Genomic DNA, 18,451 nt, shown 5'->3' with positions numbered 1-18,451 from the left:
GCCTCAGCCCGGCGAGATCATCTTCTCCGGGCGCACCACCTCGTCGAATTCCTCATTGGTGACATAGCCGCCGCCGACGGCCTCTTCGCGCAGCGTGGTGCCGTTCTTGTGCGCCGTCTTGGCGATCTTGGCGGCGTTGTCGTAGCCGATCTTCGGCGCGAGCGCGGTGACCAGCATCAGCGACCGTTCGAGCGCGGCCTTGATGTTGTCCTCGCGCGCCTCGATCCCGACCACGCAGTTGTCGGTGAAAGATACGGCGGCGTCGGCCAGCAGGCGGCACGACTGCAGGAAGTTGTAGGCCATCACCGGATTGAAGACGTTCAGCTCGAAGTGGCCCGAAGCGCCGGCGAAGGTCATGGTCGCCTGGTTGCCGAACACCTGGGCGCAGACCATGGTCAGGGCCTCGCACTGGGTCGGGTTCACCTTGCCGGGCATGATCGAGGAGCCCGGCTCGTTCTCCGGCAGGGACAGTTCGCCCAGGCCCGAGCGCGGCCCCGAGCCCAGGAAGCGGATGTCGTTGGCGATCTTGAACAGGGAGCCGGCCACCGTGTTGATCGCCCCGTGGCTGTAGACCATGGCGTCGTGGGCGGCGAGGGCCTCGAACTTGTTGGGCGCGGTGACGAAGGGCAGGCCGGTGATGGCGGCGATCTTCTCGGCCACCTTCTCGGCGAAGCCGACCGGGGCGTTCAGGCCGGTGCCGACGGCCGTGCCGCCCTGGGCCAGCTCGTAGAGGCCATAGAGGCTCTCCTTCAGCCGGCGCACGCCGCTGGAGACCTGGTGGGCGTAGCCGGAGAATTCCTGGCCGAGCGTCAGGGGGGTGGCGTCCTGGGTGTGGGTGCGGCCGATCTTGATGATGTGGTTGAAGGCCTCGGTCTTGGCCTTCAGCGCCACATGCAGGTGCTCCAGGGCCGGCATCAGCTCGCGGGCCACCTGCTCGGCGCAGGCGATGTGCATGGCCGTCGGATAGGTGTCGTTGGACGACTGGCTCATGTTCACGTGGTCGTTCGGGTGGACCGGCGACTTGGAGCCCATCACCCCGCCCAGGATCTCGATGGCGCGGTTCGAGATCACCTCGTTGGCGTTCATGTTCGACTGGGTGCCCGAGCCGGTCTGCCACACCACCAGCGGGAAGTGGTCGTCGAGCTTGCCGTCGATCACCTCCTGGGCGGCCTGGACGATGGCCGCGCCGATCTTCGGATCGAGCCTGCCGAGCTCCATATTGGCCTCGGCGGCGGCGCGCTTGACGACGCCCAGGGCGCGGATCACCGGCTGGGGCTGCTTCTCCCAGCCGATCTTGAAGTTGCCGATGCTGCGCTGGGACTGAGCGCCCCAGTATCGGTCGGACGGAACCTCGATCGGGCCGAAGGTGTCGGTTTCGGTGCGGGTCGCGCTCATCGCATGTCTCCAGCCGGGAATTGTCGCGCCGGGTTTAGCGAGGCCGGGCGAGACTGCAAAGCGCTCCCGCGATAGGAAGGGCCATGAACGACGGCTGGACCCACCACGGCAAGGTGCGCGCGCGAGAGAGCGAGGCGGGGCTGGAGGTGGTGGTCGACGGCCTGACCACCCAGGCCAAGTACTACAAGCCCCTGATCTACGAGTTCTTCCGCAAGGCCTGGCGAGGCTCCCGCCCGGCCTGGGGCGAGTACGCCGTGGAGATCGGCATGGAGTATGTGGGCGACCCGCCGTGGCTCGATCTCGACAATCTCGCCAAGGCGATCCTCGACGCCATCAAGGGCTACGTCTTCCACGACGACGCTCAGGTGGCGCGCCTGCTGGTGGAGCGCCGGGCCGGCGAGCGCGAGCGGATCGTGATCCTGGTCCGGAAGATGTCGGAGGCGGGCTTCGACGCGGCGTCGGCCGGCGCCTCAAGCCGTCTTCGCCGGCCGCTCCAGACATAGAGCCAGAAGGGCGCTGTAGGCGACGACCACGAAGGCGCCGTAGCGGCCCAGGCTTTCCGGCGGAAGGTGGGGCATCAGGGCCTGGAAGTTGAGGATCACCAGGGCGGCGCCGAACACGCCGGGCGCGGCGAAGGTGATGGCCGCCAGAGGCCGCCGCCGTTGCGAAAGATGGCGCAGACGCGCGGTGACGTGGAAGAAGAAGGTGAGCGCCGCCGTCGCCAGCGCCGCGTTCAGGGCATAGAACCAGAAGGCCTGCTCGATCAGGCCGCCGGCGAAGGCCGCATAGAAGAGCGTCGCCGCCCCCCAGACGAGAGCCCCCGAAAGGGCGAGATAGAAACCGTCTTCTTTTGACACGTCGCACCCCCGTACGCGCCCAATTTGGGCTGACAATTGCGACGTTCGTGCCATCGGGCGCCGCAGGCCGGCGCAAGATTGGCGAAATGCATAGAAAAACGGCCGCGCTCGTGGGGGAGCGCGGCCGCATGTCGCGAACCAACCTGGGGGAGTGAGGTTCAGCGATACTGTTGCAGGCGCGTGGTCCGCAGGCCGGCCATGCCGTGCCGGTCGATGGACTTCTGCCACGCCAGGAATTCCTCGGACGTCAGATCGTAGCGGCGCAGGGCGTCCTCCAGGCTCAGGAGGCCCCCACGCACAGCCGCGACCACTTCCGCCTTGCGACGGATCACCCAGCGGCCGGTGTCCGGCGGCGGCAGATCGGCCAGCGTCAGGGGCGCACCGGTCGGGCCGATCACGTAGGGCTCCCCTCGACTGTTCGTCCGGGTCTGCTGTTGTTGCAACATGGCTTTACGCCTTTCCCACCATCATCGTTGGGACAGACCATAGGCCTGCTGACATAACAGCTGGTGAATCCCGATAGTGAAAATCGGAATAACCATTCGCTCCCCCGTGTACTGAAATGATACAGTGCAAGAAGTCAGAGGCGATTAACCTCTGCTAATTCTCAGTTACTCTCCAAGTTATCGGCGCATATTGATAAGTTCATCCAACATCTGGTCGGCGGTTGTGATGATCCTTGACGAGGCCGAGTAGGCTTTCTGCGTGGTGATCAGGCCGGTGAACTCAGCCGACAGGTCCACGGTGGAGTTTTCGAGCGTCGAGGGCGAAATCGTTCCGGCCCCGCCGAGGCCGGCCTGCTTGATCACGAACTCGCCGCTTTCGATGGTCGCCCGGTAGGAGTTGCCGCTGACGGCGCGCAGACCGTCGGGGTTGGCGAAGGTGGCCACCCCAATCTGGGCGATCTGGCGGACCTGGCTGTTGTCGAAGATGGCCGAGACCACGCCCTGCTCGTCGACCTCCACGCCCACCACCGTGCCGACCGTGGCGCCGTCGGGGTTCACGACCTTCACGGTCGAGGCGCTGGCGTACTGGTTGAGCTTGTCCAGGTCGAAGGTGATGTCCTGGGCGCCGACGCCCAGGGCGTCGTCCCAGCGCGGCGTCGCCGCCGTGCCGGAGGCGCCCAGGCTGATCGTCGGGGCCGCGCCGGCCGCGCCGAACAGGGTGGTGTTCGTCAGGTCGATGGTGCCGTCCTGATTGAACATGACCAGGCCGGAGGTGATCTGCCCGCTGGGGCCGCCGCCGGCGATGTCCGTGGCGGGAATGGCGTAGATTTCCGCGTGCCACTCGTTCGGGTTGGCGTCGCTGCGCAGGAAGGACATGGCGACCTTGTGGGTGCCGCCCACCGTGTCCACGACGTTCATCTCGATGGTGAAGTCGGGCTGGGTGCCGGTCGCGGGGTCGGCGTTCTCCTCCCAGTCGGCCATCGACCGCGTCGCCGGGTCATAGGTCGCCTCGGCCGCCGAGACGGTCTGGCGCTTGTCCAGGTTGGCGTTGATGACGACGTTGGCCGTCGCCTGCACGGCCGAGCCCAGGTTCTTGACGTTGATCGAGTTGAGCTCGGTCAGGTCCGAGGGATTGTACTGGATGGTCCCGTCGGCGGCGATCGGCCAGCCCTGCAGATAGAAGCCCGCGTCGTTGCGCAGGTAGCCGTCGGAGTCGACGCTGAAGGAGCCGGCGCGGGTGAAGACCCGCTTGTCGGCGTCGGTCAGTCCGGCGCCCTTCTCGGTGACGATGAAGAAGCCGTCGCCGGAGATCGCCAGGTCGGTGGAGGAGTTGGCGCTCTGGATCAGGCCTTGCTGGCTGATGTACTGCCGGGTCAGCCCCTGGACGCCGCCAGCGCTGTAGCGCCCCGTCACCGCCTGGGCGGTCACGATGTTGGCGAAGTTCACCTGGTTTCGCTTGTAGGCGACCGTGTTGATGTTGGCGATGTTGTCGGAGATGGCGGCCAGGGCCGACGAATTGGCCGTCAGCCCCGAGACGCCGGCGAGCATGGCGGAATTGATGCTCATTGGGTTGGTTGCCTTCTTTCTTTGCACATGAGGGCGGTGGCGCAGCCGTGCTGGCGCGCCGGTCAGGCCGCCTTCGGCGTCGTTTCGTCGTCGCCGTCGTCATTGGTTGCGGTGGTGTCGGCGGCGTCGTCCGTGGTCGGCGCCAGTCCGATGCTGCTGATGGTCTGCCAGAGGGCGCGCGTGCCCCCGATGGTGGCGTAGGTCTCCCCGTCCACCTGCTCGATCGCGGTGACCACCCCTTCGATGAAGGTCACATGATCGACCTCTTCGCCCTCGGAGTCGGTGGCCGTCACCCGCAGGGTGTACTTGCCGCCGTCGGCGAGCTGCGTGCCGAGGATGTTCTTGCCGTCCCAGCTGAAGGCGTGTTCGCCGCCTTCGACGTCCTTCAACGCCTGGACGTGGACGATGCCGCCATTCTCGTCGAGCACCTCGACCTTCACGTCCTGGGCCTCGCGGTCCAGGCGGTAGATCCAGTTGGCCTCGCCGTTCACCAGGGCCGCCTCGTCGGTGACCGCGCGCACCTTCTTGCCGATCAGGCTGACCGCATCGGCCACGCCGTCGCCGGAGGAGGTGACCAGCTGCTGAAGCAACTGGTTGGTGAGCAGCTGCTGCTCCACCCCGGTCATCTGCACGATCTGCTGGGTGAACTGGTTGGAATCCATCGGGGAGAGCGGATCCTGGTTCTTCATCTGCGTGGTCAGCAGGTTGAGGAACGTGTCGAAGCTCTCGGCCAGCCGCTGCGTGCCGCCGTTGACCGCCGCCTGGGATGAAGTCGTGTCGACGCCGCCGACAGCCATGGTGGTCTCCTAGATCCGGATGTCGACGCCGGTCTCGGCGCGTCGTTGCTGATAGGCGCCGGCGGCCGCGGGCGGGGCGTCGGCCTCGCTGGCGAGGCCGAGGGCCGACTGGAAGGCGCGGCCGCCGCCGAAGTCCCGTTGCGGCTGCTGTTCGGCGAAGCGGCCCCCGCCGCCGCCGTCAGGGCTCTGGAAGGAAAGGCCGCCCGAAAGGTCGAAGCCCGCCTGCTCCAGGCTGCGCTGCAGCTCCGCCGAGCGGCCGCGCAGTTCGGCCGCCGCCTGCGGATTGTCGAAGGTCATGGCCGCGGTCAGGCGGCCCTGCGCGTCGATGTCCACGCGCACGTCGACGCGCCCCAGGCCCTCGGGCTGCAACTGGATGTCGAAATGGGTCGTGCGCCCCTGCAGCTTTCGCGACATCTGGGTCGCGAGATTGGCGACGGTCTCCGGCGTCGCCGAGACTCGGGCGCTCTCGCGCGCCGTGGCGGGGGCGTCAGAGGTCTCGGCCGTGGGGGCGTGGGTCGCCAGGTCCGGCGTCTCAAGGCTGGTTTCGGAATGGTGCGCCTCGGGCGCGGTGTCGACCGCGATCTCCGGTGGCGCAGGCGCCGCCGCCTTCGGATCGGCCGCCTGGGCGGCGGGCGGAGTCCCCTGGACAAGGGCGAAGGCGCTGGGGGCGGCGTCCGGAGCCGCCTTGTGGTTCGACTTGCCGGCCGCCGCCGGCTTCGCGGCTTCGGTCTTCTCGGCCTTCACCTCGCCGCGCAGGCTGCGCAGCGCCGGGTCGGACATCGTCGCGCCGGCCTGCGTGGCGGCGGTCGCCGTGGCCGAAGCGGCGCCCGCCTGCGGCGCGGCGGCCGCCGTCTCGGTCGCCGGGACCTGAGCCTGTGCGGCGGACGCAGCCTCCGTCGCGGCGGCCGCAGCCTGAGGCGCCGCCGGGACGGGCGGCTGACGCGTTTCGACCGCGGCCCGCGGCGCGGCGTGCGAGGGCGAGACCGGCGGCTTCGGCTGGGCGGTCTCGCTCGGCTGGTCCGCATCCAGGAGGGCCGGGGCGGGCGCTTCCTCGGCGGCGGCGGCAGGATCGGAGGCCTGGGCCTCGGCGCCGGTCTCGGCCGGCTGCGGCGCGCCGGGCGAGCCGGGCTCCGGCGCGTCGACGGCGGCGGCGTCCGCCGCAGCGGCCGCCAGGGCGTTCGGCTGGCCAGCGGCCGCCTGCGGGGCGATGGCGGTCTCTTCGGCCGCGGCGGGCGCGGACGCCTGGGCGACGGGCGCCTGCGCCGGAGCCGCGACGGCGGCGAGCAGGCCCGCCTCGGCCGAGGCGAGCTCCGAGGCGTCTTCGGCGTCTTCGCCTTCCTTCGCCGGTGCGCCGGCGCCCGGGACCACGGGCTGCGCGGCCGCAGCCTTGGCGGCGCCCTTCGCCGGGGCGGGCGTGGACTGAGCCTGCCCCGTCTCGCCGAACAGGGCGGCCAGCAGGGCGTCGAAGCCGGCGGCCGCGGCGCCTTCCGGCGAGGCGGCGGCGCCAAGCCCCAGACCGGGCGCCTGAGGGGCGATGGGGAAGAGCGAAAGCGACATGATCGGAGCGGGCCGAGAGAGGTGGAGGAAATCGGCGCCTGCTGCGCCCGAACCTGTTCGGCTCCCAACCAGCAACCTTCGCGCCAATTGTCCGCGCGATAGTAAGCCGCTGAAAAACAAGGAGAAAGGCCGGCTGGGCCCGCGTCGAGCCCGACGGTCGCCGGGGTCGAACTTGCCGGGCGGCGGGTCGAGTCTGCCGCCTTTCGAAATGGTTACCGGCGAGCCGCCCCCGGACTGGCGCCACTCTTGCGGCGTACAGGGCGAACCGTCTGGACCCTGAATGGGTCTGCTTTGAAAAGGTTGGCTTTTTTCGGCCCCTCGCGTGCGCGTTCACTAAGCGCCCGGCAGAAACCGCCGGGCCGCGCAGCCGGGATTGCCGGGTGGAAGGTGAAGACCCATGTCGCTGACAGCGGTCCTCAAGACGGCGAACTCGGGCCTGGTGGCGTCGCAGGTCGGGCTGCGCGCGGTCTCCGACAACATCGCCAACGTCAACACGACCGGCTACGTCCGAAAGACCGTGGACCAGCAGCAGCTGGTGGTCGGCGGCCGGGGCATGGGGGTCGAGGTCTCGGGCGTCAAGCGCGTGACCGACCAGTACCTGCAGCTGGCGACGCTCAGCGCCGCCTCGGAGGCCAGCCGCTGGGACGTGGTCGCCCAATACATGGACAACGCCCAGAGCCTGTTCGGCGACCCCTCGGGCGAGAGCTTCTTCTTCGCCCGCCTCGACGAGATCTGGAGCTCCTTCGCCGCCACGGCCAACGACCCTTCGTCGAGCCTGCTGCGCAGCCAGGCGCTCTCCAGCGTCGAGGACTTCCTGAACGAAGGGGCGCGGATCAACAGCTCGATCGCCGAGCTGGGCCGGACGGTGGACACCGAGATCACCGCCAATGTGGACCGGATCAACGATCTGCTCGACCAGATCAACAAGCTGAACGCCGACATCAGCCGCGCCAAGCTGGTGGACGCCGACGCCTCGGGCTCGGAGAACATCCAGAGCCAGCTGGTCGATGAGCTGTCGAGCCTGATGAACATCCAGATCTCGGCGCGAAGCGACGGCGGCCTGATCGTCCGTTCCACCGAGGGCGTCATGCTGGCGGGCGACGGCGCGGCCCGCCTGACCTACTCGCGCACCGACAGCACCAAGGGCTACATCACCGCGACCACGGCCGCAGGCTCTGGCGTGGGCAAGCCGATCTCCATCACCGGCGGAGCCCTGCGCGGCCTGATGGACCTGCGCGACGACAAGCTGCCCGGCCTGTCCGACCAGCTCGGCGAGTTCATGGCTCGCGCCTCGGAAGCCATCAACGCGGCCCACAACGCCGCGTCCACCGTTCCGGCCCAGGCCAGTCTGACGGGGCGCAACACCGGTCTCGACCTGCCCACCGCGATCAGCGGCTTCACGGGATCGACCACCGTGGCCATCGTCGACGCCGCCGGCGTGCTGAGCCACCGGGTGGACATCGACTTCGACGCCGGCACGATGAGCGTCAACGCCGGCCCGGCGACGGCCTTCACCCCGGCCAGCTTCCTGACCGACCTCAACACCGCCCTCGGGGCCAACGGCTCGGCCACCTTCACCAACGGCGTTCTGAGCATCTCGGCCGCCACCGGCGGAGTGGCCATCGACGAGGGCACCTCCCAGAAGGCGGGCCGCGCCTTCTCGCACTTCTTCGGGCTGAACGACATCGTCCGGTCCGGCGGCTTCACCAACTACGACACCGGACTGCGCCCGACCGACCCGCACGGCTTCACGCCGGGCCAGCAGCTGACGCTTCGCCTGGCGCAGCAGGACGGAAAGCCGATCCGCGACGTGACGGTCACGGTCCCCGCCGGCGCGACCATGGCCGACCTGGTCAACGCCCTGAACAACAACACCACCGGCGTGGGCCTCTACGGCGCCTACAGCCTGGACTCCAACGGCGCCCTGACCTTCACCGGCGCCGCGCCGCTCTATGCGACGTCTTCGGTGGTGCAGGACAATACGGCGCGCGGCGTCGGCGGGCCGTCGATGAGCGAACTCTTCGGCATCGGCGCCCTGGAGCGGGCGAGCCGGGCCAACGACCTGCAGGTCGACGGCGCCTTCTCCGCCGACCCGATGAAGCTCGGCCTGGCCAAGCTCGATCTCAGCGTCGCCGCCGGTCAGCCGGTGCTGACGCCGGGCGACGGCCGGGGCGCCCTCGGCCTCGCCACCGCCGGCGACGTGGTCATGCGCTTCGGCGCCGCCGGCACGCTCGGCGCCGCCAACATGACCGTCTCGCGCTACGCTTCGGAATTCGGCGGCTCGATCGGCCGGGAAGCCTCGGCCGCCGACACCCGCAGGTCCAGCGCCCAGGCGGTGCAGACCGAGGCGGTCAACCGCCGGCAGGCGGTCGAGGGCGTGAACCTCGATGAGGAGCTCGTCCGCCTCACCACCTATCAACAGGCCTTCAACGCTTCGGCCCGCATGATCCAGGCGGCCAAAGAGCTGTTCGACGTCCTGACCAACATCGTCTGAGGAACGCCAGCATGGTGAGCCGCATCTCGACCGGCGGAAACTACAGCGCCGTCCTCGCCAATCTGATCGCCGCGCAGCAGCGGCAGACGGATGCGGGGGAAAAGGTCTCGAGCCAGAAGAACGGCTCGGATCTCAAGGACTATGCGCGCAAGGCCGAAATGCTCACGGCCATGCGGGCCATCGAGTCCCGGCTGGAAGCCTACACCGATCAGAACAAGCTGGTGGCCGACCGCCTGACCACCCAGGACTTCGCCCTGAACCAGGCCGCCGACGCCGCCCAGACGGCCCGCACCGCCATCGCCGAGGCCCTGGCCAGCGGCCGCGTCGACACGCTGATGCAGGACATGCAGGGCGCCTTCCGCAACAGCGTGGAAGGTCTGAACGCCCGCTACGGCGGCAAGTATCTGTTCGCCGGCGGACAGGTGGACACCCCGCCGTTCTCGGCGACCACCCTGGCCGAACTGACGACGCCGGCGACCACGGTGGCCGACTTCTTCCACAACGACACCTACGTCACCCAGGCGCGCGTGGACGACTCGACGCTGGTCAGCACGGGCTTCCTCGCCGACTCCTTCGGCACGAACATGATGCAGGCCTTCAAGGACATGCAGGCCTTCCACGAAGGCGTCGACGGCCCCTTCACCGGCAGCCTCACCGACAACCAGCGCACCTTCCTGGAAAGTCAGCTGCAGGTCTGGGACGGGGTCTACAACGACCTGATCAACACCGCCGGCCGGAACGGCATGGTGCAGAGCCGGGTGGAGGCCGTGAAGGAAGACCTGGTGGTGCGCACCAACAGCATGAAGGGCATGATCGGCGAGATCGTCGACGCCGACATGACCGAGGCGATCAGCAACCTGGAGCAGGCGCAGATCTCTGTGCAGGCGGCGGCGCAGGTCTTCGTGGCGCTGAAGGAGAGCTCGCTCCTCAACGTGCTGCGCTAGGCAGGTCCCCGCTAGAAGGCGCGTCCGAAGTCGAAAGGCCCGCCGATGCGGCCCACCAACCGTTCCCCGGACCACACCTCGACCGCGTGCGGCGCCTCGTGCAGGCGCGCCGCCTGGGCCAGGGCCTCCTGGTCGTCCTGGTATTCGTGTTCCACCGCGTGGAAAATGTTCTCCTGCGGCGTCACGACATAGAGTCTATATGGCTTCATATCGCTCACTCGCACTTGTCGGGCGGGAGCACGCTCAGTCTCTCAGTCGCCGGCGGCCGATCAACGTTTACCGGCGATGTTCTGACTCTAAACCTTAACCTTCGGGCTTTCTAATCAACTCTCTGGTTACGGATGTCGACTACCCGACATCTTCCGCGCAGGCCGCACCCTCGCAAACTCGCGGCGCACTCGCTAAATAGCGGCCATGACCCTGACGACGCTCGACAATCCCAAGGCCGCGGCCGACGCCGCCGTGGAGGCCGCGCGCGCCGCCGTCGGCCTGCCGGCGGGCGCGCGTGTGGTGGCGGCCATGTCGGGGGGCGTGGATTCCACCGTCACCGCCGCGCTGCTGGCGCGCGCCGGCTATGACGTCGTCGGCGTCACGCTGCAGCTCTACGACCATGGCGAGGCGATCGAGAAGAAGGGCGCCTGCTGCGCCGGCCAGGACATCCACGACGCCCGGACGGCCGCCGAGGCGATCGGCATCCCGCACTATGTCCTCGACTACGAGAGCCGCTTCCGCCAGGCGGTGATCGAGGACTTCGCCGACGCCTATCTGCGCGGCGAGACGCCGATCCCCTGCGTGCGCTGCAACCAGACCGTCAAGTTCCGCGACCTGCTGGACGTGGCCCGCGACCTGGGCGCCGAGGCCCTGGCGACGGGGCACTATGTCCGCCGCGACGCCGGCGGCAACCGGCCGCGCCTGATGCGGGCGGCCGATCCGACGCGGGATCAGAGCTACTTCCTGTTCGCCACCACGGGCGAGCAGCTCGACTTCCTGCGCTTCCCCCTGGGCGGCCTGCCCAAGAGCGAGGTGCGGCGGGTGGCGGCCGAGCTGGGCCTGGCCATCGCCGACAAGCCCGACAGCCAGGACATCTGCTTCGTGCCCGAGGGCCGCTACACCACGGTCATCGACCGGCTGCGCCCGCACGGCGCGGAGCCGGGCGACATCGTCCACATGGACGGCCGTGTGCTGGGCCGCCACGAGGGCGTCACCCGCTACACCATCGGCCAGCGCCGCGGGCTCAACGTGGCGGTGGGCGAGCCGCTCTTCGTCGTGCGCATCGACGCCGACGCGCGCCAGGTGATCGTCGGCCCGCGCGAGGCGCTGCTGACCGCCGCCCTGACGCTGAAGGAGACCAACTGGCTGGGCGAGAGCGCGAGTTTCGAGGCCGCCTGCGAGGAGGCGCGGCCCGTGCTGGCGCGCGTCCGCTCGACACGCGAGCCCGTCGCCGGCCGCCTGGGCTTCGCCGAAGGCCAGCCCGCCGTGGTGTTCGAGGCGCCGGAGGAGGGCGTGGCGCCGGGCCAGGCCTGCGTCCTCTATGCGCCGGAGGACCCGGAGCGCGTGCTGGGCGGCGGCTTCATCGTGCGCACGGTCGCCGCCTACGGCTGATCTGGAGGCGGGCTGGCTGCGGGTCTATATCGAGGTCATGACCCAAGCTTCCGACCCCGTCGTCATCGCGAGTTTCGCCCGCACGCCCATGGGCGGCTTCCAGGGCGCGCTCTCCGCCGTCAAGGCCACAGAACTGGGCGCCGCCGCCGTCCGGGCGGCCGTCGAGCGAGCCGGCCTGCCGCCTGAAAAGGTCGACCAGATCTTCATGGGCTGCGTGCTGCCCGCCGGCCTCGGCCAGGCGCCGGCCCGTCAGGCGGCGCTGGGCGCCGACCTGCCGCGGTCGGTCCAGGCGACCACCGTCAACAAGATGTGCGGCTCCGGCATGCAGGCCGCCATCATGGCCCATGACGCGCTCGCCGCCGGTTCGGCCGAGGTGATCGTCGCCGGCGGCATGGAGAGCATGTCGGGCGCGCCCTACCTGCTCGCCAAGCATCGCTCCGGCGCCCGGATCGGCCACGACACCGTCTATGACCACATGTATCTGGACGGGCTGGAGGACGCTTACGAGCCCGGCCGCCTGATGGGCTCCTTCGCCGAGGAGACGGCGCGCGCCTACCAGTTCACCCGCGAAGCCATGGACGACTTCGCCATCCGCAGCCTGAGCCGCGCCCGGAGCGCCACCGAGTCCGGCGCCTTCTCCGGCGAGATCGCGCCGGTGGAGGTCGCCACCCGCAGGGGCGTGGAGACGGTGACCCATGACGAGCAGCCGCTGAAGGCCGATCCCGCCAAGATCCCGACGCTGAAGCCCGCCTTCGCCAAGGACGGCGCCATCACGGCCGCCAACGCCAGCTCCATCAGCGACGGCGCCGCGGCCCTCGTGCTCACCCGCGCCTCGGTCGCCGACCGGCTGGGGCTGAACGTGGCCGCCCGCATCGTCACCCACGCCGCCCACGCCCACGAGCCCGGCCAGTTCACCACCGCGCCGGTTCCGGCCATGCGCAAGGCCCTGGAGAAGGCGGGCTGGAGCGCCGGCGACGTCGATCTCTTCGAGGTCAACGAGGCCTTCGCCGTGGTCGCCATGATCGCCGAGCGGGAGCTGGGGATCGACGCCGACCGGCTGAACGTCAACGGCGGCGCCTGCGCCCTCGGCCACCCCATCGGCGCCTCCGGCGCCCGCATCCTCGCCACCCTGATCGCCGCCCTGAAGGCCCGCGGCGGAACCCGCGGCCTGGCCAGCCTCTGCATCGGCGGCGGCGAGGCGACCGCGATGGCGGTGGAGCTGGTCTGATCCGCAGACCCCCTCCGGCCTCCGGGCCACCTCCCCCTCAAGGAGGGGGAGGATCTGCTCGGCGGCTGGGCAGTCTCAGTGCGAAAGATGCTCCCCCTCTCAGGGGGAGCTGCCGCCAAAGGCGGCTGAGGGGGTCTACAGTCGGCGATCGAGCTCGGCGGCGATCGTCCGGACCGCGGCGTCTATGTCGCTCAGCACCAGCTCCGCTGGCAGGCGGAGGGTCGCGATACCCCTCTCGGCCAGCCAGGCGTCGCGCCGCTCATCGCGCTGCGGCCGATCCGCTGTCGAGTGCGCGTAGCCGTCGACCTCAACCGCAAGCCGGGCGCGCGCGCAATAGAAGTCGAGGACATAAGGGCCGACAGGATGCTGCCTCCGGAACTGCCTGTTCAGCAGCCGTGCCCGCAGCTGCATCCACAACAAGACCTCTGGAAGGGACATTCGGCGGCGGAGCGCCTTCGCCTCGTCCCGTCGGCGCCGCATGTCGCCCGTCTTACTCCCCGCCCATGTCCAGCAGGTTGATCCGCATGCCGCCCGGCAGCTCCATGTCGCCGGGCTCGAAGCCTTCGGGGCAGGGGCCTTGCCAGGCGCTCTCGATGATCATCTTGCGCACGCCGTTCATCTGCGGGGCCTCGGCGCCGACGGTGGAGCTCTCGGCCTCCACCAGATAGCGGCTGTTGAAATCGCCGGTGGCGACGCCGGACGTGGTGGTCTTGCCGCCCGTGCCCATGTCGCAGACGCTGGAGAACTGCCAGCCGCCGTCGGCGCGGCGGGTGACCTGGTTCTTTTCGCAGGCGTCGGCGGTGGCCTGCTGGCCCCACCAGCCGATCCGCTTCTCCAGGGCCTCGTCGATGCAGATGCGGCTCACCTGGACCATGCCTTCGGTGGAGACGCGCTGTTCCCACAGCCCCGGCCGCCGTTGCGGCGCCGCGGCGGCCTCGCCGGCGGCCGGCGCCGGAGCCGTCGCCGCGGGGGCTTCGGCCGGCGCCTCCGCGGCCTCCTCGTTGCGGTTGCAGGCCGCGAGGGTCAGCAGGGCCACCCCGGCGGCGGCCGTCACGAATGCCTTGCGCATCTTTTCCTTCTCCGGGCCGGCGCCCATCTCGATGTCGGAAACGAAGGTCAGGCTTAGCCGGGATCGAAACCGCCGTTAAGCCCGTTGCCGATGCGCAAGGAGATCCCACGATGAGCGAGCTTCGCAACAACACCGCCGCCGGCCGCTATGAGATGGACGAACAGGGCCAGACCTCCTGGGCCGATTACCGGGAGAAGGACGGCCGCCTCTATATCGACCATGTGGAAAGCCCGCCGGCCCTGCGCGGCACGGGCGCGGCCGGACGCCTGATGAAGGCCCTCGCCCAGGACGCCAAGGACCGCGACCTGAAGATCACCCCCATCTGCGGCTATGCCGCCGCCTGGCTGCGCCGCAGCCCCGAGTACCGGGAGCTCGTGTCGTGAGCGAGACAGAGCGCCAGCCCGCCGATCCGCCCCGCGAACCGGGCAAGGACGAGAACCGCCGCCAGCGCGAGATCGAAACCGACCCCGCCTTCAGCCCCGTCGGGCCGCAGGGCGGGGCGGCCATCTCGCCCATCCGAAAGACGGAAGAAGACTGAAGCCCCTCCCGCGGGGGGAGGGGGCAGGCGTCGGGGTTCAGGCCTTGGCCATGATGGCTTCGAGGGTCTGGGCCTTGGTTTCGGCGTCCTCGGTCAGCCGGCGGGCGATCTCGCGCACGCCCGGAGGATAGAGTTCGCCGCCGCCGGCGATCTCCCTGCTCAGCCGCTCCACGGTGTGAAGGGCCGCTTCCAGGTCGCGCACATGCTCAAGCACAAGACCGCGCGCCTCGGCCTGCAGCCGGCGCACCCGCTCGACCACGGCGTCGTTGCTGTTCGTCCGTTCCAGGGCCGCCACCTTGCCGTCGGCGGACACCACGCTGAGAGACGGTGACATGGATCACCTCTTCTGTTCTGTCGCAGGGCCCAGGTCCGGCTCACCGCGAGCCGGCTGAACAACCTCAGCCCCAGTCACCCCGGAATTACGAACGACGGGGACGGAGGTTCCGTCCCCCATCCGTTCCGGGGCTCATCCAACACAGAGGTGGGGATTTTGGGGCACGGTCGGGAGGGCTGGCCGGCGGAAGGTTTCTCGGACCGCTTACAGATTGCCTGTACGACTTCGGACCAATTCGTACTGACCGTTCCCGAGGAAACGGACCAGGCCGTGGTCGCGTAGAACTTGCAGCTGCTGCCGGATTTTCGGCCTGATGTTTTGGTTGCCGGGATAAACGGCTTGAAGGCTGGCCTCACGCTCATAGACGTCGCTTAGAGAGAATCTGTCCTTTCGCAGGTCTTCCACGATACGAAGCACCTCAACCAACCAACCGCGGGCGACGCCGCCTGCTTCTCGCAGAAAGAACGTCTCCCGCCAGCGCGTCTGCACCTCTAACTTTGGCCGGGGCGTTCGATTGGCGACGAAGGAAATGCGGCCGGCGGCCGGTATCAAGTCGAGCCGGATGTTGCATCCTACCCATCCGGCCCGCCTTGCAGTCGATGCGAGAGGCGGCCGTCTCTCCACGATCTCTTCCACGAAAAAGTGCTTCGGGACCAGCACGGCATCGGTCACGCCAAAGCTAGCCAAGTCATAGTTCAACAGGATGAGGTTGGGGTTGTCTCCGGACCTCAGCCGCTGGATCATCGTCTCGTACGCACCGTCAACAATGCGCTTCCCGAAGGGACCCCTCTTACTCTTTAGTTCGAACGTCTCGCCGCAATCGGCGCAGAACAGATCGGCGACCGGCTTGTTAGCCGAGAAGCGCTGCAACTCGTCGCTGCCGCAGTTTGCGCAGTAGAGGGATTTCGCCGCCCAACCTTCCGTCCAAACGCGAGCGCGCTGCGTAGGGCTAAGGTACACCTGCGGCGCTTCCTCAAAGCGCAGATAGTCGGCTGTGTCGCCCGATTTGAAGAGACCGTCGTCCGGCGGATCGGGATTGGTTGTCATCGATTTAGCCAACAGCAGCTTGGTTACCTGCGCCTAAATCCAGTCTCCCGCACGAGTATCTTCGATCTCTTCGCCATTCTCATCGAGCGTCAGATACTTTCGCGCATCGAACTCTTGTGCGCCGCCAGCTTCCCATTGGTAGTCGCCCGGATGGTCATAGGCGAGTTGAGCGGCCGTCATGGGGTCGTCGGCTTCGACTTCGGCGATGTAGTCGACGTAAGCATCGACACGGCAAAGGACGCGGTACTTTGGCACGGCTTTTCTCCCTCGGCGGTTGAAGAAGCTAAGATCCGATCCTGACCGAGATCTAGTCCTACCGCCCCTTGCGGAACCGCTCCTGGGCCTCGGCGCGCGCCTCGGCCTTGACGCGCTTCACCGCCGAGCGGTCGACCTCTTCGCCCTCGGCGGTGAGGGCCTCGTTGGCGAATTCCAGGTCCATCAGCTTCAGGCGCTTGATCTCGTCGCGCAGGCGCGCGGCGGTCTCGAACTCCAGGTCGGCGGCGGCCTGGCGCATCCTGGCCTCCAGGTCGCGGAGGGTGGCCTTGAAGTTGTCGCCCATGAAGGGCTTGGCGTCCTCGGCCAGCTCGGCGCGGACGAGCGGCCGGTCCTTCTCGTAGGGGGAGGCGAGGATCTCCTTGATCTGGCTCTTCACGCTCTCGGGCGTGATGCCGTGCTCGCGGTTGTAGGCCTCCTGCTTCTCGCGGCGGCGCTGGGTCTCGGCCATGGCGCGTTCCATGGAGCCGGTGACCTGGTCGGCATAGAGGATGACGCGGCCGTCGACGTTCCGGGCCGCGCGGCCGATGGTCTGGATCAGCGAGGTCTCAGACCGGAGGAAGCCTTCCTTGTCGGCGTCCAGGATGCCGACCAGCCCGACCTCGGGAATGTCCAGGCCCTCGCGCAGCAGGTTGATCCCCACCAGCACGTCGAAGGCGCCCAGGCGCAGGTCGCGGATGATCTCGATGCGCTCGATGGTGTCGATGTCGGAGTGCATGTAGCGGACCTTCAGGCCCTGCTCGTGCATGTACTCCGTCAGGTCCTCGGCCATCTTCTTGGTGAGCACGGTGATCAGCGCCCGGTAGCCCTGGGCGATGGTCTGGCGCACCTCGTCGATGACGTCGTCCACCTGGGAGAAGCCGTCCTTGGAGACCGGGCGCACCTCCACCGGCGGGTCGATCAGGCCGGTGGGGCGGATCACCTGCTCGACGAAGACGCCGCCGGCGCGCTTCATCTCCCATTCGCCGGGCGTGGCCGAGACGTGGATGGTGTCCGGCCGCATGGCGTCCCACTCCTCGAACTTGAGCGGGCGGTTGTCCATGCAGGAGGGCAGGCGGAAGCCGTATTCGGCCAGGGTGAACTTGCGGCGATAGTCGCCGCGGTACATGCCGCCGATCTGCGGGATCGCCTGGTGGCTCTCGTCCACGAACAGCAGGGCGTTCTCGGGAATGTATTCGAAGAAGGTCGGCGGCGGCTCGCCGGGGCGGCGGCCGGAGAGATAGCGGCTGTAGTTCTCGATGCCGGCGCAGGAGCCGGTGGCCTGGATCATCTCCAGGTCGAAGGTGGTGCGCTGCTCCAGCCGCTGGGCCTCCAGCAGCTTGCCGTTGGCCACGAGCCAGTCGAGGCGCTCCTTGAGCTCCTTCTTGATCTCGATGACCGCCTGGTTGAGCGTCGGGCGCGGGGTCACGTGGTGGCTGTTGGCGTAGATCTTGATCCCTTCCAGGTCGGCGGTCTTCTTGCCGGTCAGGGGATCGAACTCGCTGATCGATTCCACCTCGTCGCCGAACAGGCTGACGCGCCAGGCGCGGTCCTCGTAGTGGGCGGGAAAGATCTCGATGGTGTCGCCGCGGCGGCGGAAGGTCCCGCGCTCGAAGGCCTGGTCGTTGCGCTTGTACTGCAGCGCCACCAGGTCGGCCATCAGCTGTTTCTCGTCGATGCGTTCACCCGGCGCGAGGGTGAAGGTCATGGCCGTATAGGTCTCGACCGAGCCGATGCCGTAGATGCACGAGACCGAGGCGACCACGATGACGTCGTCGCGCTCCAGGATCGCCCGCGTCGCCGAGTGGCGCATCCGGTCGATCTGCTCGTTAATCGAGGAGTCCTTCTCGATATAGGTGTCCGTCCGGGGCACGTAGGCCTCCGGCTGGTAGTAGTCGTAATAGGACACGAAGAACTCGACCGCGTTCTCCGGGAAGAAGGCCTTGAACTCGGAATAGAGCTGGGCCGCCAGCGTCTTGTTCGGCGCCAGGATCAGGGCCGGGCGCTGCGTCTCGGCGATCACCTGGGCCATGGTGAAGGTCTTGCCCGAGCCGGTGACGCCCAGCAGGACCTGGTCGTGCTCGTGGGCGTTGACGCCCTCCACCAGCTCCCGGATCGCCTGCGGCTGGTCGCCGGCCGGCTGATAGTCGCTGACCAGCTTGAACCTCTTGCCGCCCTCCGACTTGGACGGGCGCGCGGGCCGGTGCGGCTTCCACAGCATCGGCATGGCGGCGTCATTGTAGTCGAAGGCCGCCGACATGTCGGCGACGCCGTCGGAAGACGGGGGAGGAGCGGTCTTGGAACGCGGCATGAACGCCAAGGTAG

20 protein-coding genes are annotated in these 18,451 nt (G+C 68.6%); 7 read left to right on the top strand and 13 right to left on the bottom strand.

Going from position 1 to position 18,451, the window contains the following annotated elements; translation table 11 throughout:
* Window positions 1-3: 3 nt before the first annotated feature.
* Entirely contained in the window at window positions 4-1,395 is a 1,392-nt protein-coding gene (gene fumC / locus H2041_RS00430; protein WP_293408270.1) for a class II fumarate hydratase, read from the bottom strand.
* An 83-nt stretch (window positions 1,396-1,478) separates the two neighbouring features.
* Here fumC and H2041_RS00425 point away from each other — a divergent pair, with 83 nt between their 5' ends.
* Entirely contained in the window at window positions 1,479-1,898 is a 420-nt protein-coding gene (locus tag H2041_RS00425; protein WP_293408268.1) for a RusA family crossover junction endodeoxyribonuclease, read from the top strand.
* On the opposite strand, the gene H2041_RS00420 is transcribed toward H2041_RS00425, so the two are convergent.
* The 5 genes from H2041_RS00420 to H2041_RS00400 form a co-directional block, all read right to left on the bottom strand.
* On the bottom strand, window positions 1,866-2,252 hold the full coding sequence (locus H2041_RS00420; protein ID WP_293408266.1) for a DUF5367 family protein: 387 nt from the start codon (window positions 2,250-2,252) through the stop codon (window positions 1,866-1,868). The two genes, H2041_RS00425 and H2041_RS00420, sit on opposite strands and share 33 nt — an antisense overlap.
* A 158-nt stretch (window positions 2,253-2,410) precedes the next feature.
* Entirely contained in the window at window positions 2,411-2,698 is a 288-nt protein-coding gene (locus tag H2041_RS00415) for a DUF1153 domain-containing protein (protein WP_293408264.1), read from the bottom strand.
* A gap of 177 nt (window positions 2,699-2,875) precedes the next feature.
* Window positions 2,876-4,264 (bottom strand): flagellar hook protein FlgE, encoded by a 1,389-nt coding sequence (locus H2041_RS00410; RefSeq protein ID WP_293408262.1) that lies wholly within the window; start codon window positions 4,262-4,264, stop codon window positions 2,876-2,878.
* Between the two features lie 62 nt (window positions 4,265-4,326).
* Entirely contained in the window at window positions 4,327-5,061 is a 735-nt protein-coding gene (locus H2041_RS00405; RefSeq protein ID WP_293408260.1) for a flagellar hook capping FlgD N-terminal domain-containing protein, read from the bottom strand.
* A 9-nt stretch (window positions 5,062-5,070) separates the two neighbouring features.
* Entirely contained in the window at window positions 5,071-6,618 is a 1,548-nt protein-coding gene (locus H2041_RS00400) for a flagellar hook-length control protein FliK (RefSeq protein ID WP_293408258.1), read from the bottom strand.
* Between the two features lie 397 nt (window positions 6,619-7,015).
* On the opposite strand from H2041_RS00400, the gene flgK reads away from it, so the two are divergent.
* Window positions 7,016-9,112 (top strand): flagellar hook-associated protein FlgK, encoded by a 2,097-nt coding sequence (gene flgK, locus H2041_RS00395; RefSeq protein WP_293408257.1) that lies wholly within the window; start codon window positions 7,016-7,018, stop codon window positions 9,110-9,112.
* 11 nt (window positions 9,113-9,123) lie between these two features.
* Window positions 9,124-10,056: a flagellin gene (locus tag H2041_RS00390; protein ID WP_293408255.1), complete on the top strand. Its 933-nt coding sequence runs from the start codon at window positions 9,124-9,126 to the stop codon at window positions 10,054-10,056.
* An 11-nt stretch (window positions 10,057-10,067) separates the two neighbouring features.
* Here the strand turns inward: H2041_RS00390 and H2041_RS00385 are convergent, their stop codons facing one another.
* On the bottom strand, window positions 10,068-10,265 hold the full coding sequence (locus H2041_RS00385) for a hypothetical protein (RefSeq protein WP_293408253.1): 198 nt from the start codon (window positions 10,263-10,265) through the stop codon (window positions 10,068-10,070).
* 205 nt (window positions 10,266-10,470) lie between these two features.
* Between H2041_RS00385 and mnmA the strand changes: the two genes are divergently transcribed.
* Window positions 10,471-11,658, top strand: coding sequence for a tRNA 2-thiouridine(34) synthase MnmA (mnmA, locus tag H2041_RS00380; RefSeq protein ID WP_293408251.1), 1,188 nt, complete (start codon window positions 10,471-10,473; stop codon window positions 11,656-11,658).
* Between the two features lie 37 nt (window positions 11,659-11,695).
* Window positions 11,696-12,886, top strand: a complete 1,191-nt coding sequence (locus H2041_RS00375) for an acetyl-CoA C-acyltransferase (protein ID WP_293408249.1) — start codon at window positions 11,696-11,698, stop codon at window positions 12,884-12,886.
* A gap of 135 nt (window positions 12,887-13,021) precedes the next feature.
* Here the strand turns inward: H2041_RS00375 and H2041_RS00370 are convergent, their stop codons facing one another.
* Together H2041_RS00370 and H2041_RS00365 are read right to left on the bottom strand one after the other, a co-directional pair.
* Entirely contained in the window at window positions 13,022-13,303 is a 282-nt protein-coding gene (locus H2041_RS00370) for an endonuclease domain-containing protein (RefSeq protein WP_293408247.1), read from the bottom strand.
* Window positions 13,304-13,376: 73 nt separating this feature from the next.
* Window positions 13,377-13,955 carry a DUF3617 family protein gene (locus tag H2041_RS00365; protein WP_293408245.1) on the bottom strand — a complete coding sequence of 193 codons (579 nt, stop codon included), beginning with the start codon at window positions 13,953-13,955 and terminating at the stop codon, window positions 13,377-13,379.
* Between the two features lie 110 nt (window positions 13,956-14,065).
* Between H2041_RS00365 and H2041_RS00360 the strand changes: the two genes are divergently transcribed.
* Both H2041_RS00360 and H2041_RS00355 read left to right on the top strand, forming a co-directional pair.
* Window positions 14,066-14,338, top strand: a complete 273-nt coding sequence (locus H2041_RS00360; protein ID WP_293408243.1) for a GNAT family N-acetyltransferase — start codon at window positions 14,066-14,068, stop codon at window positions 14,336-14,338.
* Window positions 14,335-14,493 (top strand): hypothetical protein, encoded by a 159-nt coding sequence (locus H2041_RS00355; protein ID WP_293408241.1) that lies wholly within the window; start codon window positions 14,335-14,337, stop codon window positions 14,491-14,493. The genes H2041_RS00360 and H2041_RS00355 overlap by 4 nt, the downstream gene beginning before the upstream one ends.
* A 37-nt stretch (window positions 14,494-14,530) precedes the next feature.
* Here H2041_RS00355 and H2041_RS00350 read toward each other — a convergent pair whose 3' ends face one another.
* The 4 genes from H2041_RS00350 to uvrB all read right to left on the bottom strand — a co-directional run bounded on the left by H2041_RS00350 (window position 14,531) and on the right by uvrB (window position 18,386).
* A complete protein-coding gene (locus H2041_RS00350) occupies window positions 14,531-14,827 on the bottom strand; it encodes a hypothetical protein (protein ID WP_293408238.1) in 297 nt (98 codons plus the stop codon).
* Between the two features lie 204 nt (window positions 14,828-15,031).
* Entirely contained in the window at window positions 15,032-15,874 is an 843-nt protein-coding gene (locus tag H2041_RS00345; RefSeq protein WP_293408236.1) for a DpnI domain-containing protein, read from the bottom strand.
* A gap of 33 nt (window positions 15,875-15,907) precedes the next feature.
* On the bottom strand, window positions 15,908-16,129 hold the full coding sequence (locus H2041_RS00340) for a hypothetical protein (RefSeq protein WP_293408234.1): 222 nt from the start codon (window positions 16,127-16,129) through the stop codon (window positions 15,908-15,910).
* Between the two features lie 58 nt (window positions 16,130-16,187).
* Entirely contained in the window at window positions 16,188-18,386 is a 2,199-nt protein-coding gene (uvrB, locus tag H2041_RS00335; RefSeq protein ID WP_293408776.1) for an excinuclease ABC subunit UvrB, read from the bottom strand.
* Window positions 18,387-18,451 lie beyond the last annotated feature (65 nt).

The organism is Phenylobacterium sp. (assembly GCF_013911965.1).
Classification (GTDB): domain Bacteria; phylum Pseudomonadota; class Alphaproteobacteria; order Caulobacterales; family Caulobacteraceae; genus Phenylobacterium.
Note: the sequence above shows the minus strand (reverse complement) of the source record. Positions and strands in the feature narration are given on the sequence as shown.

Bases quoted from the DNA above. Each gene is read 5' to 3' on its own strand.
- H2041_RS00360 (WP_293408243.1), top strand. From the start codon at position 14,066: ATGAGCGAGCTTCGCAACAACACCGCCGCCGGCCGCTATGAGATGGAC.
- H2041_RS00385 (WP_293408253.1), bottom strand. From the start codon at position 10,265: ATGAAGCCATATAGACTCTATGTCGTGACGCCGCAGGAGAACATTTTC.
- fumC (WP_293408270.1), bottom strand. From the start codon at position 1,395: ATGAGCGCGACCCGCACCGAAACCGACACCTTCGGCCCGATCGAGGTT.
- H2041_RS00410 (WP_293408262.1), bottom strand. From the start codon at position 4,264: ATGAGCATCAATTCCGCCATGCTCGCCGGCGTCTCGGGGCTGACGGCC.
- uvrB (WP_293408776.1), bottom strand. From the start codon at position 18,386: ATGTCGGCGGCCTTCGACTACAATGACGCCGCCATGCCGATGCTGTGG.
- H2041_RS00375 (WP_293408249.1), top strand. From the start codon at position 11,696: ATGACCCAAGCTTCCGACCCCGTCGTCATCGCGAGTTTCGCCCGCACG.
- H2041_RS00400 (WP_293408258.1), bottom strand. From the start codon at position 6,618: ATGTCGCTTTCGCTCTTCCCCATCGCCCCTCAGGCGCCCGGTCTGGGG.
- H2041_RS00405 (WP_293408260.1), bottom strand. From the start codon at position 5,061: ATGGCTGTCGGCGGCGTCGACACGACTTCATCCCAGGCGGCGGTCAAC.
- H2041_RS00415 (WP_293408264.1), bottom strand. From the start codon at position 2,698: ATGTTGCAACAACAGCAGACCCGGACGAACAGTCGAGGGGAGCCCTAC.
- flgK (WP_293408257.1), top strand. From the start codon at position 7,016: ATGTCGCTGACAGCGGTCCTCAAGACGGCGAACTCGGGCCTGGTGGCG.
- H2041_RS00345 (WP_293408236.1), bottom strand. From the start codon at position 15,874: ATGACAACCAATCCCGATCCGCCGGACGACGGTCTCTTCAAATCGGGC.
- H2041_RS00390 (WP_293408255.1), top strand. From the start codon at position 9,124: ATGGTGAGCCGCATCTCGACCGGCGGAAACTACAGCGCCGTCCTCGCC.
- H2041_RS00350 (WP_293408238.1), bottom strand. From the start codon at position 14,827: ATGTCACCGTCTCTCAGCGTGGTGTCCGCCGACGGCAAGGTGGCGGCC.
- H2041_RS00425 (WP_293408268.1), top strand. From the start codon at position 1,479: ATGAACGACGGCTGGACCCACCACGGCAAGGTGCGCGCGCGAGAGAGC.
- H2041_RS00365 (WP_293408245.1), bottom strand. From the start codon at position 13,955: ATGCGCAAGGCATTCGTGACGGCCGCCGCCGGGGTGGCCCTGCTGACC.
- mnmA (WP_293408251.1), top strand. From the start codon at position 10,471: ATGACCCTGACGACGCTCGACAATCCCAAGGCCGCGGCCGACGCCGCC.